18 protein-coding genes are annotated in these 17,706 nt (G+C 51.1%); 8 read left to right on the top strand and 10 right to left on the bottom strand.

The annotated features are described in order from the left end of the window. Positions 1-10 precede the first annotated feature (10 nt). Entirely contained in the window at positions 11-1,129 is a 1,119-nt protein-coding gene (locus KO503_RS15300; RefSeq protein WP_215992425.1) for a hypothetical protein, read from the bottom strand. Positions 1,130-1,364: 235 nt separating this feature from the next. On the opposite strand from KO503_RS15300, the gene KO503_RS17945 reads away from it, so the two are divergent. Next, the gene (locus tag KO503_RS17945) at positions 1,365-1,496 is read left to right on the top strand and encodes a hypothetical protein (protein WP_290122954.1); all 132 of its coding nucleotides are present in this window, start codon (positions 1,365-1,367) and stop codon (positions 1,494-1,496) included. A gap of 112 nt (positions 1,497-1,608) precedes the next feature. Further along, the gene (locus KO503_RS15305) at positions 1,609-1,914 is read left to right on the top strand and encodes a hypothetical protein (RefSeq protein WP_215992426.1); all 306 of its coding nucleotides are present in this window, start codon (positions 1,609-1,611) and stop codon (positions 1,912-1,914) included. 204 nt (positions 1,915-2,118) lie between these two features. On the opposite strand, the gene KO503_RS15310 is transcribed toward KO503_RS15305, so the two are convergent. The 4 genes from KO503_RS15310 to proS all read right to left on the bottom strand — a co-directional run bounded on the left by KO503_RS15310 (position 2,119) and on the right by proS (position 6,273). Then, a complete protein-coding gene (locus tag KO503_RS15310) occupies positions 2,119-2,799 on the bottom strand; it encodes an ABC transporter ATP-binding protein (protein WP_215992427.1) in 681 nt (226 codons plus the stop codon). Further along, entirely contained in the window at positions 2,792-4,090 is a 1,299-nt protein-coding gene (locus tag KO503_RS15315; protein WP_303505676.1) for a lipoprotein-releasing ABC transporter permease subunit, read from the bottom strand. The genes KO503_RS15310 and KO503_RS15315 overlap by 8 nt, the downstream gene beginning before the upstream one ends. Positions 4,091-4,241: 151 nt before the next feature. Then, complete coding sequence (locus KO503_RS15320; RefSeq protein WP_215992429.1) at positions 4,242-4,742, bottom strand: DUF2937 family protein; 501 nt, start codon at positions 4,740-4,742, stop codon at positions 4,242-4,244. 193 nt (positions 4,743-4,935) lie between these two features. Continuing rightward, complete coding sequence (gene proS / locus KO503_RS15325) at positions 4,936-6,273, bottom strand: proline--tRNA ligase (protein WP_215992430.1); 1,338 nt, start codon at positions 6,271-6,273, stop codon at positions 4,936-4,938. 161 nt (positions 6,274-6,434) lie between these two features. Here proS and KO503_RS15330 point away from each other — a divergent pair, with 161 nt between their 5' ends. The 6 genes from KO503_RS15330 to KO503_RS15355 all read left to right on the top strand — a co-directional run bounded on the left by KO503_RS15330 (position 6,435) and on the right by KO503_RS15355 (position 14,351). Beyond that, positions 6,435-6,734 (top strand): hypothetical protein, encoded by a 300-nt coding sequence (locus tag KO503_RS15330; protein WP_215992431.1) that lies wholly within the window; start codon positions 6,435-6,437, stop codon positions 6,732-6,734. Continuing rightward, entirely contained in the window at positions 6,727-8,529 is a 1,803-nt protein-coding gene (locus tag KO503_RS15335; protein WP_215992432.1) for a methyl-accepting chemotaxis protein, read from the top strand. Before KO503_RS15330 ends, KO503_RS15335 begins: the two co-directional genes overlap by 8 nt. 62 nt (positions 8,530-8,591) lie before the next feature. Beyond that, positions 8,592-9,755, top strand: coding sequence for an AI-2E family transporter (locus tag KO503_RS15340; protein WP_215992433.1), 1,164 nt, complete (start codon positions 8,592-8,594; stop codon positions 9,753-9,755). A gap of 3 nt (positions 9,756-9,758) precedes the next feature. Further along, entirely contained in the window at positions 9,759-10,463 is a 705-nt protein-coding gene (locus KO503_RS15345) for a DnaA ATPase domain-containing protein (RefSeq protein WP_215992434.1), read from the top strand. Between the two features lie 36 nt (positions 10,464-10,499). Beyond that, positions 10,500-12,680 carry an RNA degradosome polyphosphate kinase gene (locus KO503_RS15350; protein ID WP_252731127.1) on the top strand — a complete coding sequence of 727 codons (2,181 nt, stop codon included), beginning with the start codon at positions 10,500-10,502 and terminating at the stop codon, positions 12,678-12,680. A gap of 108 nt (positions 12,681-12,788) precedes the next feature. Beyond that, positions 12,789-14,351 carry a Ppx/GppA family phosphatase gene (locus KO503_RS15355; RefSeq protein ID WP_215992436.1) on the top strand — a complete coding sequence of 521 codons (1,563 nt, stop codon included), beginning with the start codon at positions 12,789-12,791 and terminating at the stop codon, positions 14,349-14,351. Here KO503_RS15355 and KO503_RS15360 read toward each other — a convergent pair. The 5 genes from KO503_RS15360 to KO503_RS15380 form a co-directional block, all read right to left on the bottom strand. Next, positions 14,348-14,716 carry a hypothetical protein gene (locus tag KO503_RS15360; RefSeq protein ID WP_215992437.1) on the bottom strand — a complete coding sequence of 123 codons (369 nt, stop codon included), beginning with the start codon at positions 14,714-14,716 and terminating at the stop codon, positions 14,348-14,350. The two genes, KO503_RS15355 and KO503_RS15360, sit on opposite strands and share 4 nt — an antisense overlap. Positions 14,717-14,747: 31 nt before the next feature. Further along, the gene (locus KO503_RS15365) at positions 14,748-15,830 is read right to left on the bottom strand and encodes an endonuclease/exonuclease/phosphatase family protein (protein ID WP_215992438.1); all 1,083 of its coding nucleotides are present in this window, start codon (positions 15,828-15,830) and stop codon (positions 14,748-14,750) included. Beyond that, positions 15,830-16,513 (bottom strand): TerB family tellurite resistance protein, encoded by a 684-nt coding sequence (locus tag KO503_RS15370; protein WP_215992439.1) that lies wholly within the window; start codon positions 16,511-16,513, stop codon positions 15,830-15,832. Before KO503_RS15370 ends, KO503_RS15365 begins: the two co-directional genes overlap by 1 nt. An 81-nt stretch (positions 16,514-16,594) precedes the next feature. After that, positions 16,595-17,086: a GNAT family N-acetyltransferase gene (locus KO503_RS15375; protein ID WP_215992440.1), complete on the bottom strand. Its 492-nt coding sequence runs from the start codon at positions 17,084-17,086 to the stop codon at positions 16,595-16,597. Further along, positions 17,083-17,703: a VOC family protein gene (locus tag KO503_RS15380; protein WP_215992441.1), complete on the bottom strand. Its 621-nt coding sequence runs from the start codon at positions 17,701-17,703 to the stop codon at positions 17,083-17,085. Before KO503_RS15380 ends, KO503_RS15375 begins: the two co-directional genes overlap by 4 nt. Positions 17,704-17,706 lie beyond the last annotated feature (3 nt).

The following is a 17,706-nucleotide window of genomic DNA, read 5'->3' on the forward strand; positions in this document are numbered from 1 at the left end:
AGAAGGAGCGTTATCTAAACCACTCCCCGCCATATTCATCAATGATGTCTTTTCCCGTCCCTTGAACGGTAACGACTTGATTTTCGCGCGCTGAAAGTCTTGGGTCCGACTTTGCAAATTTCACAAGTGTGCCGCGAACAACCCCTTGTCGGTACGAGCTCATACCATAGGTAGTAGCAAATACTTTTCGAAATTTGTTTGGGCCAACAGTAAGATCAGTCGCCCGTCCAAGATAACCTACATTTTGTGGAAGAAATCCAAAACCTAGGAAAACGAGATTTTGGGATGCCTTGATTGCGGCTTGAGCCTCATCTCGTTGTCCACCTGCATTTGCTTCACCAAACGTCTGAATTGTCATTTCAGCTTTAAAATGCTTTATGAAGGTAACGGGTTCGTTTTCTCCAAAAGCGATCCCTTTTTCCTCATCACTGAGCTCAGGAAGGTCGCCAATTGTTCCGTAAGGGTGAATAATCTGTATGAGATCCAGCAGACGCTTTGCTTCAGCTGCGTCAACATTTTCATAAGTTTGAATGGCACGAAAAAGGAAAAACTCAACCGCACGGTCATAGTTAAAAATAATAAGGGTCAGCTTTTTTAGCCGTTCCTCGAAATCATTTGAGCTTCCTTGGCCCCGTAATGCTCTAAAAAATGGAACAAGCCAAGTTTGACGGAGATCGCTGAAACCTATGCTATCATTGGTGAGAGCGAGTTGGAGTAAATTACGACGCCCTGGCCAGTCGGTTCTTTTCTCAGCTTCAAAAGCAACTCGCTCGTGATATAGAATCGATGCTGAAATTAAAAATTTCCCAATTATCTCAATATCTTCATCTTGTTGTTCGTTGAGATAATTATCTATTGAGGCAGCAAGCCAAAGACCTCGTTTTATCCTAGCGGAGCAACGCACTACTCGCAGAACATTGTGCTCATCAGATCCAAACAAGTTTCGGCCACGCTTACGAACGACTTCTAAAAACTTGTCATGAGTAACAATATGCCCATGAGTTCGGTCCTCCGAAATTGCCCCTGCGAATTTTGAAATCGTGCTGATGAGCCCATCACCGGTGGGAAATCCAAAATCAAAACTTGCTCCGGCACCAACTACAATTGTTGTTCGATCAAAATCAGTCAAAATGCATCCTTAGACTTTTATCTAAAACGACAATCAAAACCAAATTCGTGACCATGTAAATGGATGCCATCCCAATCACAGCTTCGTGCGCGCTCTTGAGATCGGGCCAGCACCCCCCTTTATCTATAGGACAAGTCCCGCAAAACGGTCTGACGCAGCCCGAAGCTGGCTCATCTTGGGCCTCCTTTGTGGGCAAATAAGCCCCTTTCGTGGGCATAGATTTAGGACCCTCAAAATGAATAACTTTTTCAAATCCCTCATCCTCACCCTCTCCGCTTTGATGGCCTCGCCCGCTTTGGCCGACTCCGACGATCCGCGTCACACTGTGCAGTCCCAGCAGACACAAAACATCGTGGACAAACAGTAAACTGAGCGCACACTGGCCTGACTGTTTGCACATAAAGCAAAAAAATGACGGAGCCGCGACGGAACCCAGCGCCCAACGCGTATTACCTATATCCAACAGTAAGGAGGCCGTTATGCGCCCGACCAAAGTAACTCGTTCTGTCCTCATCGTCACCGCCATGCTTATGGCCGCAACACCTGCTCTTGCGCGTGGACACCAGTCCGGACAGCAAACCGTGGTGGTCACCACCACAACCAAGCAAGTGCCAGCCAAGCATGTTCAAGCCAAACCGGTTCACAAAAAACAGGTTCAGGTCAAACAAGTTCAAACCAAATATGTCCCCGTCAAACCATCCCATGCCAAGCAATCGAACAATAACGTCGGCGAAACCGCCGCCCTCATCGGTGCGATTGGCCTACTGGTTCATGCCCTGAAATAATTCCCGATTTCAGCGCAAGACCTGCGCCCCGCAATGATCTCGCGTCCTGTCCCAATCGCGCGATCGCTGCGGGGCGTTTTTGTCTGGATTTGGTCGATCAAGCGGGAATGGCCGCGCAAAAACCATTAAAACATGTAAAACCGCCCTGCCCCAAAGTGTTAAACAGTTTAAAACACGCGCCATAATGTCTTTAAAACACGGGGCTCAGGCCTCAATCAGCACGCCATTGTCCAGCCGCAGAACGCGATCCATTTTGCCCGCCAATTCCATATTATGCGTGGCAATCAAAGCGGCCAGTCCCTCGTCGCGTGCGACCGTCATCAGCGCCTCAAACACACGGTCTGACGTCGCTGGATCAAGGTTCCCAGTCGGTTCATCCGCCAATAACAATGCAGGTTGATTGGCCAACGCACGGCAAAACGCCACCCGCTGTTGCTCCCCACCCGACATCGCCGCAGGACGGTGATCTGCACGGGCCTCGACACCAACAGATGTCAACAATTTCAAGGCTCTAGCCTCAGCATCCGCTTGCGGAACACCATTGGCCAGCTGCGGCAAAACGATATTTTCCAACGCGGAAAATTCCGGCAAAAGATGGTGAAACTGATAGATAAATCCCACCTGCGCCCGCCGCATAGCCGTGCGCGCATGGTCGTCCAATCCTGTGACATCTGTGCCGTTGATATGCACAGTGCCACCATTGGCGGAATCCAGCAGCCCAGCGATGTGCAAAAGCGTCGATTTACCGGCTCCAGAGGGGGCAACCAACGCCACAACTTCGCCCTTTTTAACCGTCAAATCCACACCATTGAGCACCCGAATTTCATTGGGTTTATGGATGTTATAATGCTTTTTAACCCCTTGTATTTGCAGCATATCACTCATAACGCAGCGCCTCCACAGGGTTCATACGTGCGGCCTTACGCGCCGGAAAAATGGTCACAATAAACGACAGGCCCAAAGACAGGGATACGGCTTTGGCCACATCGACAAATCGCAGCTCAGCAGGCAAGGCATAAATGCCCCGAATGGACGGGTCCCAAGCCCCCCCACCGTTGAGATAATTCACGAAAGCCATGATGTTATCGATGTACATCGCAAAGAGCGCCCCAAGGGCCACACCAGCCACAGTACCGATGATACCGGTGAAGGCACCACAGATGAAAAACACCCGCATTACAGAGGCTTGCGTCAATCCAATGGTGCGTAAAATGCCGATATCTCGGCCTTTGTTTTTGACCAGCATGATCAGCCCAGAAACGATATTCATCGCAGCGATAAGCACTAAAATGGATAGAATGACGAACATCACATTGTCTTCGATGTCCAAGGCGCGCAAAAACGACCCAGAGGCATCGCGCCACGTCCAAACCATGCCGCGTTCGCCCACAGCCGTCAGTAAGGGAAGCGCCAGATCATCGACCTGCTCAGGGTGTTCCACCATGACCTCGATTTCATCGGCAGCGCCCGCACGGTTAAAGTATTTTTGCGCCTCAGCGAAAGGCAGGTAAGCTCTTGTTTTATCGATATCATATCGCCCAGCGGTAAAGACATAAACGACGTCATAAGACGACACACGCGGCGAGGTTCCAAAGGCGGTTTTGGCCCCGTTTGGCGAGATCAATTTGATCCGATCACCAACAGCGACCCCCAGTTCGCGTGCGACACCAGAGCCAATAGCAATGCCATCAGAAAAGCGCGAAATATCGCCCCAAGAGTCATCAGGCGTTTGCCCCACACGCGGGATGGTCAACAGGTCATCGTAAGAGATGCCGTAAACATCGATAGCGGCATTGGAGGACCGGTAAGACCCAAGCACCTGCCCGCGCACCAAAGGGGCGGCACGAGTGACACCTGGGACGGCGCGGATTGCATCAGACCAAGCATCGAAATCGGTGATCGCGCGTGAGGTCTGGCCCTCTTCTACATAGATTGACGAATAGACGGTGACATGAGCGTTAGAGCCCAGAATTGTATCAACAAATTCGTTGCGAAAGCCTGTGCGCACGGCCAAAGTGATGATCAAAGCGGCCACAGCCAGAGTGATACCTATGAGTGAAATCCACGTCATCGTCGACACGCCGCCTTCTTCGCGGCGGGCACGCAAATAACGCCAAGCGATCAGCCATTCAAACCGTGAGAACGGAGGCCTTGAGACGGGTTTGGTTTGGGTCACAGGGTCTTCCTTTGGCGCCATTGATTGCTTAGGCGACCATGTTGGCAAAGTTACAAAAGGTCAAGTTCGCCAAACATTTGCGACAGCAATAGGACGTGTTCCAAATGCCCGTCGAACTGTGCTGCATCAGTCCGCAATCCCCCTCGCACAGCTAAAACCGTGCTGGACGACGCCGGCGAAACGGCCACATTATGAAATGCAGCACAGCTGCAATAAAGGCCCAACCGATTGCAAAGCCAATCCCAGAGGACAAAGCGCCCTCAAGCGTCAAAGGCAAGGCAGGGCGAAAGGTGTCATAAGTCGCACGCACCACGGCCTGATCGCGCAATCGATGCGGCATAGACACCCGCGCAATTGGCGAGGCGGTGGTGAGTGCGGCAAGGTCTTCTTTAAGCCTACGATGACGTTCAATGGTCGCGCGCATATCATTGCGGCGATTCTCCAAAAATACTGAACCACCCATGGAGGCCAAAGCCGCGTCACGAGTCATGTTTGCTTTTCCCGCAGAGGTGTCAAAATCTTGGATCACCACAGCGAGCGCATCGACCTGTCCGCCCAAACGCTGCATATATTGTTGAGTAAATTCAGGGAATTGCGACAGCGTTGCCGCACCGAACATCCCGCCTATGAGTGTCAGTGTTTTTAAGATCATGCTCTGCCTCGGAGCTGGTATTTTTGTTTGTTCTTACAGCAAGGTTAGTCAGATTCGCCCTATGACGCCAAGCCATCCTTATACGGTGCGCGGGTCTTTGCCGCAGAGGCCTACAGAAACAGCAAAACGCCCCACAAATAATTGCAGGGCGTTTGTAATAGTGTCGAGACATGCAAGTTAAGTGCCTGGATGTTTAGAGTTCCGCGTAGATTTTTGCGATTTTTTCAATGGCCAGCTCGGGCGTCATTTCCTCAGACTCACCAGTCCGGCGCGATGTCACTTCGACCACTCCGTTTTTCAACCCACGCGGGCCAACGGTGATACGCCACGGCAGACCAATTAAATCCATCGTCGCGAATTTGCCGCCAGCACGTTCTTTGCGATCATCATACAAAGGATCAAGACCCAAGGCTTGGAAGGATTTGTAAAGCGCCTCACAGGCTCCGTCAGCGTCCTCATCACCTTGTTTCAGGTTCACGATGCCGACATGAAACGGGGTCACGCCTTCAGGCCAGATAATGCCCTTATCATCGTGATTGGCTTCGATCAAAGCGCCGAGCAAACGTGACACGCCGATGCCATGCGATCCCATGTGCACAGGGGTCTTTTTACCATCTTGGCCAACGACTTCTGCGCCCATGCTCTCAGAGTATTTGGTGCCGAAGTAGAAAATTTGCCCCACCTCAATACCACGCGCTGTCATTTGACGGTCCGCAGGCACCTTAGCAAACTCATCAGCGTCATGGGTCTCGTCTGTGCGCGCGTAAAGTGATGTGAATTCTTCCATCACGCCACGGCATTGATCGACATCATAAGGATCGATGTCGCGCTCACCGAGTTTGATGTCCGTGACACCTTTATCGTAAAACACCTCGGATTCGCCTGTGTCGGCCAGCACTAAGAACTCATGCGTATCATCGCCACCAATAGGTCCTGAATCTGCACGCATAGGAATGGCTTGCAGCCCCATACGCTCATAGGTGCGCAAGTAAGACACAAGATGGCGATTGTAAGCGTGCATCGCGTCTTCTTTAGTTAAATCAAAGTTATAGCCGTCTTTCATCAAGAACTCACGGCCCCGCATCACACCAAAACGTGGACGCACTTCGTCACGGAATTTCCACTGAATGTGGTAGAGCGTCAAAGGCAAGTCTTTGTAAGACCCCACATGAGCACGAAAAATATCTGTGATCATTTCCTCATTGGTCGGACCATATAACATGTCACGACCTTGGCGATCAGAAATCCGCAGCATCTCGTCGCCATAAGCGTCGTAACGACCACTTTCACGCCACAAGTCCGCAGACTGCAATGTCGGCATCAAAAGTGGGATATGGCCCACACGCTGCTGCTCCTCATGGACGATATTTTCGACCTTTTTCAGAACCTTATAACCCAAAGGCAACCATGAATAGATACCCGCAGATTGCTGACGGATCATCCCCGCACGCAACATCAATCGATGAGACGCAATCTGGGCGTCCGCAGGGGTTTCTTTGAGAACGGGCAAAAAGTAACGGCTTAGGCGCATCGTATAGCCTCTAGGTATAGGTGAATTTATATCCGTCTAAGCGATCCGCCTCATGCAAACAAGACGCCAAGACCTTTTGCCTTTAGAACTTAACCATTTTGTAGCCTCTCTCGTGCACAAGTATGAAACACTTCTCTTTTTCCAAGGTTACAGGTGCGCATGTGAAATACATTTTATACGGGGTGGTTATATTGTTCAGCCTCGCCTTTACGCCCATTGCGTTGCTCTCGGTGCCGCCAAAGGAATCAGGGCCTGTGATCGCAGTCTTTGCCCCATGGGCAGACATGGACAGTGCTATCAAGGCCTCTGGCACAAAGGAAATTTTTCCGATCAGAACCGTACTCGCAGCCATCATAGATGCACCGTCTCAAGAGGCACGTAATGCGCTAAAACACAGTGGCGCACTCTTTATTCTTAACGGTGACTTGCTCGCCATTCTATGCGGAGTCAAAAATGTTTAGTTCCCGTGACAAAATCGATCCTACCACACTGCAAGGCGTTAATGTTCTCTCTAAGCTATGCATGGGCTTAGCAATTGCCACCGTCGGCTTTGTGGCCTTAGAGGGCGGACAGATCATCATCGCCATCGTCGGGGCAGTGTTTTTTTCATCTGTTGCGTTCTTTGCAGCGCGATCTAGAACAGAATCCGCCAAGGTTTTCATCGCCCTTTCCCTCGTCGGCGTTACGATCACTTTGAATGCGGCTCTCATAGGGCATCCGCTGCAAATTGACGTGCACATGGTGTATTTTGCTGTTCTGGCTATGATAGTGCTCATGAACAAAAATGCTGCCCTATTGACTGCGGCCGCAACCATCGCTCTGCATCATGTGCTGTTCACGCTGGTGGCACCAGCCTTACTATATCCATCAATCGACTTGACACAAAACCTCGGACGAACAGCTTTTCATGCAGTGGTTGTGATCATGGAAACCGCAATTTTGTCCCATATGATCCACATGCGCAGCAAACTCGATGCAATCATCAAAGACAAAGAAGAGCAGACCAATGCGGCTCTAGACGAGGCTCGTGCCGCCTCCACGCAAGCCGGTGAGGAAAAAAGTCGCACAGAACAGGCCTTGATATCTGCAAAAACCGCCACCGAAGAAGCTGCCATTGCCAAGGTTGAAGCGGAACGCGCACTCGCAGAATTCCAAGAAGCACAGCTTGAACGAGCAGAACTACGTAAAATTTCAGATGCTGCTCAAAAAAATCGTGATACGGCATTGCACCAATTGGTTACAGTCTTTGGCCGCCATCTAGACCAATTGTCTTCCGGTGATCTAAGCACAAAAATCACCGAAGCGCTGGACGACAACTACGAAGACTTACGTCACAGCTTCAATTTGGCCGTGTCAAAGTTAGGGGCAACTATTCACCAAGTGCGAGATCAATCAGGGAACATTCAAGATCAGTCGCGCGAAATCGCCAACTCTGCCAATGATCTGTCTTTGCGCACCGAACGTCAGGCCGAAACTCTGGCTGAAATTGCAAGATCAATCACTGGGTTGACAGAATCCCTTAGCACTGTGGCCAAAGATTCTGGAGACGCTCAAAAACTTGCCGAGATTACGTCCCATGAGGCTGCTGAGGGCAGTAAAATCATGCAAGACGCGGTCAAAGCAATGGCAGAGATCGAAAACAGTTCAAAAGAGATCAATAAAATCACCAGCGTTATTGATGACATCGCATTCCAAACAAACCTGCTTGCGCTCAATGCGGGTGTCGAGGCCGCGCGCGCAGGCGATGCAGGACGTGGATTTGCTGTTGTGGCGTCTGAAGTGCGGGCGCTGGCTCAACGGTCATCAAACGCAGCGCGTGAAATTAATGAATTGATCAATTCTTCTGTTCAACAAATTTCAGGTGGCGCCGACCTTGTAAACAAAACAGGAAATGCCCTTGAAGGCATCAAAAGTTCGGTGGACAAAATTACAAATCGCTTAAGTTCCGTGGCGGAATCGACAGCCAATCAATCTCGAAATCTCACAAGCGTGAACTCAGCTGTTGGTGAATTAGAAAGCGTCACACAACAAAACACGGCTATGTTCGAAGAAACAACTGCGGCAAACTCTCAACTGTCGAATGCAGCTCAATCGATGAGTTCTCTTGTTCAAACATTTGTAACCACAGATCCTGACTTTGGTGCCAGTGACGAATCCTTCGAACAAAATATTTCTGACGACCCTCTTTTATCGCAGACAGTACAGGAAGCTCATATCACGGGCAGTGGCCAAATTACAAAATCAACGGCTCTTTGAGCAGCTAGGACTTGAACGCAAGCGACGACAGGGCGATATGTAACAAAACATGGAGAATGATTTTGGCCCTACCAGTTCGCGACCAAGTCAAATATTGGAGTATCGCCAGCGTTGTATTCTTAGGTGCAATATGGCTTTTAAGCGATGTCATGTTGCCATTCATCTTGGCAATGGCTGTGGCTTACATGCTTGATCCAGTGGCCGACAGATTAGAGGCAATGGGATTATCACGAGCGGTTGCCACAGTGGTTATCACCGCCGTAGCAGCCTTTGCCTTTGTGCTGATTGCCTTATTGGTTTTACCAACACTTGTTGGCCAAGCCACCGATTTAATTGCCACTGCACCGCAATTGTTCGACGACTTACAAAAATTTCTAACCGCGAAATTCCCTGAAATTCTTGACGAGCAAAGCCAGCTGCATCAGTCGTTGCTACAAATCGGTGAGACCATTCAATCCAAAGGCGGAGAACTGCTATCAACGGCCGTAGGGTCCGTCATGAGCATTTTTAACGTCATGATGATCTTATTCTTGGTACCGGTGATCACCTTTTATCTCCTACTCGACTGGGACCGGATGGTTGAAGAAATCGATAATCTTTTGCCGCGCGATCACGCACCTGTGGTGCGTCGCCTTGCGTTCCAAATTGACAAGACGCTTGCCTCATTCATCCGCGGCCAAGGCACAGTCTGTTTGATTTTGGGCGGGTTCTATGCCGCAGCTTTAATGCTTGTTGGGCTAAAATTTGGCTTGGTGACAGGTGCAATCGCAGGGGCACTGACATTTATTCCCTATGTCGGTGCGCTTGTAGGGGGCGTTTTATCCATAGGTTTGGCACTGTTTCAATTTTGGGGCGGTACAGAGGTGGTCGACGGGGTCACCGTTACCGCAGCAACCGATTGGCTGCGCATCGGGCTAGTGATTGGTATCTTTGCTTTGGGGCAGTTTTTTGAGGGCAATATTTTGACACCTAATCTGGTAGGATCTTCCATCGGCTTACACCCTGTATGGCTTATTTTTGCTTTGACTGCTTTTGGAGCAATATTCGGCTTCGTTGGGATGCTGATTGCGGTGCCAGTTGCCGCGTCAATCGGTGTCGTCGCGCGTTTCGCGGTGGAGCAATACCATGAAAGTCGGTTGTATACTGGGTTAGAGGCGACAAGTCAGCGCACCGCAACGGACGCCGGCCCAGCCACCACCGCCACTGATGACCCCGAGCATTCTTAACTGATGGCGGAGCAACTGACTTTTGATCTTCCTGTGCGCGAAGCGTTACAGCGCGAGGCATTTTTTGTCTCGCCATCCAATGCCATAGCACTCGCAACACTGGACACACCTGAGCTCTGGCCCAGCAACAAGCTTGTGCTCACAGGTCCTCGTGGATCAGGCAAAACTCATATGGCACATGTGTGGGCTGTGGATCGCGATGCCATCATCATTGATGTCGATGAACTGGCCCATGCAGATATTCCGATGTTGGCCAGCATGCGCCATGTCGTGGTCGAGAATGCCGATCGCATTGCCGATTTATCAAATGCGCGCGACACCGAAGAAGCCCTTTTTCACCTACACAATTTGATATTGGCGGAAGGTGGACGATTGTTGGTGACCGCCAGCAGACCACCAAATCTTTGGCCTCTATGCCTGCCCGATTTAGCCTCGCGCATGCAGGGCACTTGTGTCACCAAAATCAATGCGCCAGATGATGCGTTACTGTCTGCCATGCTTCTCAAACAGTTTGAGGATCGTCAGCTGGCAATTTCCTACCCCTTGATCCCATTTTTGGTCAAACGGATGGAGCGTTCAACAGCCAATTTGCGCAGCATCGTTGAAGCGCTTGATGCTGCCGCCTTGCGGTTGGGCAAGCCAATTTCGCGCAAGTTTGCAGCACAAGTTCTGGACAATATCTCTTTGAGCGCGCAGGATAACTTCTGAAATCCTCTCTCATCGGCAAACTTAAGCGATATGACTTTGACGACATCAACAGATTTTCTGAATGCGCCATTCCCAGAGCCTATAGATTTACCCGCAGAATGCCTTGAGGGGCCAAAACGGTTTTTCAATCGTGAACTGAGTTGGCTAGGGTTCAACTGGCGCGTTTTAGGCGAAGCGCAAAATCCACGGGTGCCATTGCTGGAGCGATTGCGCTTTGTGTCAATTTCTGCGGCCAATCTGGATGAATTCTACACTGTACGCGTCGCAGGTTTGCGTGAATTGGCCAAAGCTGGCAACACGACACCTGCCGCAGATGGGCGATCGCCTGCTGAACAATTGGTGCTTATCTCCAAAGATGCGCGCGATTTGCTGGATGCGCAGGTTACGGCTTGGGAACAGATTCGCAGCGAGATGCATTCGCAAGGCATCTCGATTGTGGACCCAGACCAATTGAACGACGACGATTTTAAACATCTGCGAGACGTGTTTTTGACCCAAGTGTTTCCGGTCTTATCACCTTTGGCTATCGACCCCGCGCATCCGTTTCCGTTTGTGCCCAACTCTGGTTTTGTTTTGGCCTTACAATTGGTCCGTGACAAAGACAAACGTACACTGCAAGCTCTATTGCCGATCCCTGCCCTGATTGATCGGTTTATTCGCCTGCCAGAAACCCCTGACACAATTGATCGTTTTTTACCGCTTGAAGACTTGCTGCTTATCTACATTCGCAATCTGTTCCCGGGCTACACTGCCGAAGGGTCCTGCACCTTTGGCGTATTGCGTGACAGCGATCTAGAGGTCGAAGAAGAGGCAGAGGATTTGGTGCGTGAATTTGAAACCGCGCTGAAACGCAGGCGCCGTGGTGAAGTTGTGCGATTAAAAATTTCCCAGGGCGCGCCTGACGAATTGCGAAACGTGATCAAAGAACAATTGGGCCTGTCAGAAGACGAAATCCTTGAAGTGCCTGGCATGTTAGGACTGACAGACTTGAATGAGCTGGTGCTGGACAGCCGAAGAGATTTGCAATGGCCAAATTATACGCCACGCGTGCCTGAACGGGTGCAAGATCACGAAGGCGATATGTTCGCGGCGATCACTCAAAAAGACATTTTGCTCCACCACCCCTATGAAACGTTCGACCTTGTGATTCGGTTCTTGGCACAGGCTGCAAATGATCCAAATGTGGTGGCGATCAAACAGACGCTTTATCGGACATCACATGACAGCCCGATTGTTTCAGCGCTTTGTGAAGCTGCCGAAAACGGCAAGATGGTTACGGCATTGGTCGAGTTAAAAGCCCGCTTTGACGAAGCCGCCAATATACGCCAGTCGCGCCGCTTGGAACGCTCTGGGGTGCATGTAATATACGGGTTCACCAACTACAAAACCCATGCGAAAATTTCCACAGTGGTGCGCCGCGAAGGCTCCAAACTTGTGACCTATACGCATTTTGGCACCGGCAATTATCATCCGATTACGGCTCGAATTTATACCGATTTGAGCTTTTTCACATGTGATGCCGCGCTGGGACGAGATGCCACTAAGGTCTTTAATTACATTGGGGGCTATGCGCCGCCCGAAGGGTTGGAAAATCTGTCCATTTCACCACATACGTTGAAAACGGACCTCTTGGCTGGAATTGCGCGAGAAGCAGAATTTGCGCGCGCCGGAAAACCCGCCGAAATTTGGGCTAAAATGAATTCCCTGATTGAACCGCAGGTCATTGACGCGCTCTATTCTGCAAGCCAAGACGGCGTCAAAATCAACCTTGTCATCCGCGGAATCTGCGGCTTGCGCCCCGGCGTTAAAGGGCTGTCTGAAAATATTCGTGTTAAATCTATTATCGGACGGTTTTTGGAACACTCGCGTATTGTTTGCTTTGGCAACGGCAAAGGCCTGCCATCGAAGAAAGCGCATGTGTATATGTCATCCGCCGATTGGATGGGTCGCAATCTTAACCGCCGCGTCGAAACGCTGGTTGAAATCAAGAACCCCACCGTGAAAGCACAAATTCTACAACAGATCATGGCGGCAAATATGGCCGATGTTGCACAAAGTTGGATTTTGGCAGGGGATGGCACATGGCAGCGCCCTGAACTTGATCCAGATATGACGCCTTTTTCGTGCCACCAATTCTTTATGGAACACCCGTCTTTATCGGGACGTGGCTCTGCGGGGGTTAAGGATGTGCCTGAGCTCACACATACTGACCTTTAACCTCGCGCATTTTGGCTGGTGTTCCAAAGACAGCCGTAAACGTGCTCAACGATTGACAGCACTGCCCTTGATTTGGCAGTCTGCGCCACAGCCACCGAGGAAAACAATTTGCTAACACCTGTAACAGCGCAGGCGCAAGCCGCAGCCCAAAACGAATGGGGCGTGTTTGGTCGCCCGCTTTTCCTAGACGAAGATGCGCGCGCTTTGTCACGTGTCGGTGTCGTCGATGTCGGGTCCAACTCGGTACGTATGGTTGTGTTTGATGGGGCTGCGCGTAGCCCCGCGTATTTTTACAATGAGAAAATCTTGTGTGGTTTAGGCGCAGGCCTGCGCGAAACAGGGTTATTGAATCCCACGGGTAAGGCGCGCGCCTTATCGGCGATCAAGCGATTTCAAAAGCTCGCACAAGGTATGGGAATCCCCCCACTGACAGCCGTTGCCACGGCTGCAGTGCGGGAGGCTCAGGACGGTCCTGCATTTCGGGAGGAAATATTGCAGGAGACCGGCCTGAGCCTTTGGGTTATCGACGGCGAAGAAGAGGCACGCCTGTCTGCGCAGGGTGTATTACTTGGCTGGCCTGACGCGAAAGGCATGATTTGCGACATTGGTGGATCATCGATGGAATTGGCCGTTGTCGGCGATGGTGACGTCGGCAAACGTATCACCTCGCCGCTTGGGCCACTGAAGTTGCAAGGTCTCAAAGGCGGGCGCAAAGGCATTAAAGACCACATCAAACCCATCATGGCGGACCTAGCCGAAACCATGGGGATGGATCATAAGCGCATTTTTTTGGTTGGCGGCTCATGGCGTGCCATCGCACGTATTGATATGGAACGACGCGGATACCCACTGCATGTCCTGCACGAATACCGCATGTCTGTGCGCGATGTGACCAAGACAATCCAATACATTCGCGCAAACAATCTGGAAGAAATTCGCGCCAAAACTGGCACGTCCTCTGCGCGCATGGCCTTGGTTCCGATTGCTTCAGAAGTGCTACGCCAATTGGTACGGACCTTTAAGCCAAAGGAAATTTGTATTTCATCATACGGCATCCGCGAAGGTATGCTCTACGAACAAATGCCGACCTCTGTGCGCGCCCGTGATCCGCTTATCGAAGCCTGTCGTTTTGCCGAACAAAAAGACGCACGGATCCCCGGTGTTGGCAAGCGGTTGCACCGGTTTATCGAGCCTATTTTTAAGGCTCGCGATTACAATAAAATGCGCCTCATCCGCGCCGCTTGTTTGTTACATGATGTGACATGGCGCGCGCATCCCGATTATCGCGCTGAAGTGTGTTTTGACAATGCGACACGCGCCAATCTTGGCGGGCTGACACATAAGGAACGTGTGTTCTTAGGTCTTGCCTTATTGCACCGTTATAAAAACTCTCGCGAAGGCACAAGCTTTGCGCCGCTCATTGAGATGCTGTCAGACAAGGAAATTCAAAACGCAGAAGTGCTTGGCAAAGCCATGCGCTTTGGCGCGATGATCGCCGTGGATGCACCTGACGAGATCGCAAAGCTAAGCTATTTTCCAAAGAAAAAAGAACTGATTTTGACCCTGCGTCCACAGGCAATAGATCTGTTTGGCGAAGTGTCAGAGGCGCGATTTATGTCCTTGGCGTCGTCTCTTGGTGCAAACACACAGATCAAGCACGCCAGAAGCTAAATTTCGATATCGTCATCAGGCATAGGGTCAATTTCAACGCGCGGGCGTGGAAGGGGTGGCACTGGCGCGGCCGGCGTTCCCATATCGTCCTCTGCTAAAGTTTTACGCCGAATGATGATGTCGCCATTGGGCAACATTACTGGCGGTGCGTAAGCATCAAGCTCAAGTGCGAAGGATTCAAACCCTTTCAGCGCAGGCTCCAGACCATCAAAAAGATCCTGCATCAGCAGCTCCGCCCCCTCGCGCAGCAGTTCAAACCCTTCCGACATGGGCGTATCTGTCGGAGCTTGCGGGCTGTCATCAGCCCATGCCAAGCTCGGCAAAACAAAAATGACAAAAGGGATGTGACGCAAAATATGTTTCATATTTCCTGTATACAGCTTCTGAGTTCAGGTTTCATCCATTCTTTGTGTCCAAATTTCCAGTCATGAGATCCAAATCCAAAGTCACTGGAAAATGGTCGGATGCGGTCAGCAAAGCTTCACGCAATGCGACATCCTCGTAGCATGCGCGATCATCAAAAGGATGCCAAATCCGCCATCTGCCCTTTGGTGCCAAGTCTTTTGACACCATGATATAATCTAACAAAGCTGATAGATATCGATTTTCATGCCGAATGAAGAACCGTGATGTGGTGGGCGCGGCACTGGCACGTGGGGCCATCGCCATCCGCGCATGGGGATCAAACAAACGATGATCTTCCGCCCTGCGCCCCACCCCTTCACCAATCACAATCTCCAGACCTGAACGCCCGAACAAGGCTTCGAATTCATCCAGCCCAGGTCCATCGTTAAAGTCCCCAAGCACAATCAATGGATCGCCTGCACTCAAATGCTGCTCGATCCGTTCACGTAACCAAATGCATTGTGCCTGCTGTTTTCGACGGTTTTCGATGGAAATACGAATTTCCTCATCGCGGCTCCGTGCACCATGGGGCGCTTTTGATTTCACATGGACGCCAATCATCCGAAAGGCAAACCCAGTCGCACGCACTTGCATGGCCAATTCTAACGGAGGCTTGGAAAAGGCAATGGGATCGCGGCTCATATCAGTGTCAATATCGAGATGATAGACTGAGTTGAACATCGGGGGGCGACCATCCAGATCATCTCGCCCCGCATCCTCCACCGGTATCCCGCGCGGATCGTGCTTGGCTCGCAAAATTAACGGATCATAGAGCAGCGCGATTTCTTGTTGGGTATCATTGAGAAAGCCGGTTGTGACGGCGCGGGCGCGTATGCCTGAAAAATCCGCAAATTGTTCAAGGGCTTGCACTGTGTCACGCTTGCGCGATGTATCTGGCGCTTCAATAACCATGATCGCATCAGCGTCCAGTGTCCTGAACACCTTTGCCAATGCATGTAATTGATCAATGCGCTTAACATCATGACGCCGCGACCAAGCGCCATCCAACAGCGGCCTGCCTTGTGCATCAAACAGCGCGTCGAACCATTCCACATTGTACGTGGCAATGCGCACTAGCTTGCGCGTTCCAAAGCGATATCATCCCACGCGCCGTTAATCTCTGCCAAGCGTCGCGTCGCCATCTGTACCGCTTCTTGAGGCACCCCACGTGCGATCATTTTGTCAGGGTGCGTTTCACGAACAAGCCCTTTATAGGCCATTTTGATATCCTCAATAGCCATGTTCGGGTCCACGCCTAAAATATCATAGGGATCACGTTCGGCATCAGGCACAAAGCGCGCCCGAATGATACGAAATTTACGATCACTGATTTCGAAAATCTCAGCCACACGGTGTAAAAATGCATCCTCATTCGGGTGATATTCGCCATCCGCCATTGCGATGTGAAACAGCCCGTCCAACAGATCCAGCAGCGGCGTACAATTGTCGCCATACATGGATTTCACCCGTTTGGCGTAATCTTCGAACCCTGCAACATCTTGGCGGGCAAGGTTGAACACACGCCCCGCTGCGGCTTCATCTTCGCTGGAAATATCGAAAACTTCGCGAAAAGCCGTGACTTCGTCGCGTGTCACTTGCCCGTCGGCCTTGGCCATTTTTGCCCCTAAAGCGATCACAGCAATGGCAAAACCCACGCGTTGTTCGGGTTCAGATCGCAGACGATCAAAAACGGCAGACAGGCTTTCGCCAGCGCGCAACGCCGCGATGGCGTCTAATATGCGGAACCAAATGGACATGAAAAGACCTTAGCGAAAAGACGAAAGACTGTCAGGTCACAAACTCATGACGGATTGCCACAGGCGCAGATACGCTGAAATTCACAGCATCTTTTGCATGAAAAGTGCATCCAGCCAGCGATCAAATTTAAAACCAGACTGCGGAATGCGACCAACCTCTTTGTACCCAAGCGCCTCGTGAAACGCGATGGAGGCCGTGTTGTCGGCATCAATCACGCCGATCATCGATTTATGCCCCGCCTCGCGGGCATGTTCTTCGATGGTGATCAGCAAAATACGCCCATATCCACGTCCCTGCGCGGCATCACTTAGGTAAACGGAATGCTCCATTGTATGCCGGTAGCCGTTGTTCGAACTGCGAAACTGTTCATAGGTGGCGTATCCGGCCACCTTACCGTCAACTTCCGCCACATAAAATGCGCGCCCATCTTTGAGGCGAGCCTCAATCAAAGTGGCCCAGTCTTCGACGCTACGTTCCACCGATGAAAAGGTTGCTGTCGAGCCCTCGACCACAGGTTTCATGATTGCCTTGATGGCCTGCGCATCTGCGGGTGTTGCCGTACGAAGTGTCATGCGATCCAAATCTCCCCTGAGGCTGATCCAATTTCGGCTTGTAATGACGCCACAGCGCCTTCGCCAATCGAGACCTTTTCCATCGCTTCGACAAAAGGTGCAAGTGCTGCACGCAAATCAGTTGCGTTTGGGTGGGTCAATTTCAAACGACGCAACCGTAGGTCTCGGTGCGGCAGCTGTACTGTAGGGTGCGATGATTGCCATTCAATAAAGGTCGGAAAGCACCCGTCGAACAAGGGCTTTCCATCGTCAGGCACCAACATACGCCACGCATAATCACCGCGTTCGAACGACATAATTCGCCCCACTGTGGCAGGTGCGCGTTCCCACGCTTCATCCAAATCATCACAGCGGATCACCCAATTTGACAGCTTTGGCCCACCGCCGAAATCGTCCAATCCGAACCAACGCGCATGATCGGGCTTTGGGGCATCAGGATCGACAGAAATCACTTCGAAATATGACCCAACATCAAGGCGTGCGATGTGATTCTGCGTGCCCATAAGCGCATGGGTGCCACGGGATTCCAAAGGCACATCCAAAAGCCCTTCCGCCCAAAGGCGTCCTTGGTTTAATTCGGAAGCGCAGACCACCAAGTGGTCTAATTCATACGGCATGGG

It is taken from the genome of Pacificibacter marinus, from assembly GCF_018860505.1.
In the GTDB taxonomy this organism is placed as follows: domain Bacteria; phylum Pseudomonadota; class Alphaproteobacteria; order Rhodobacterales; family Rhodobacteraceae; genus Celeribacter; species Celeribacter marinus_B.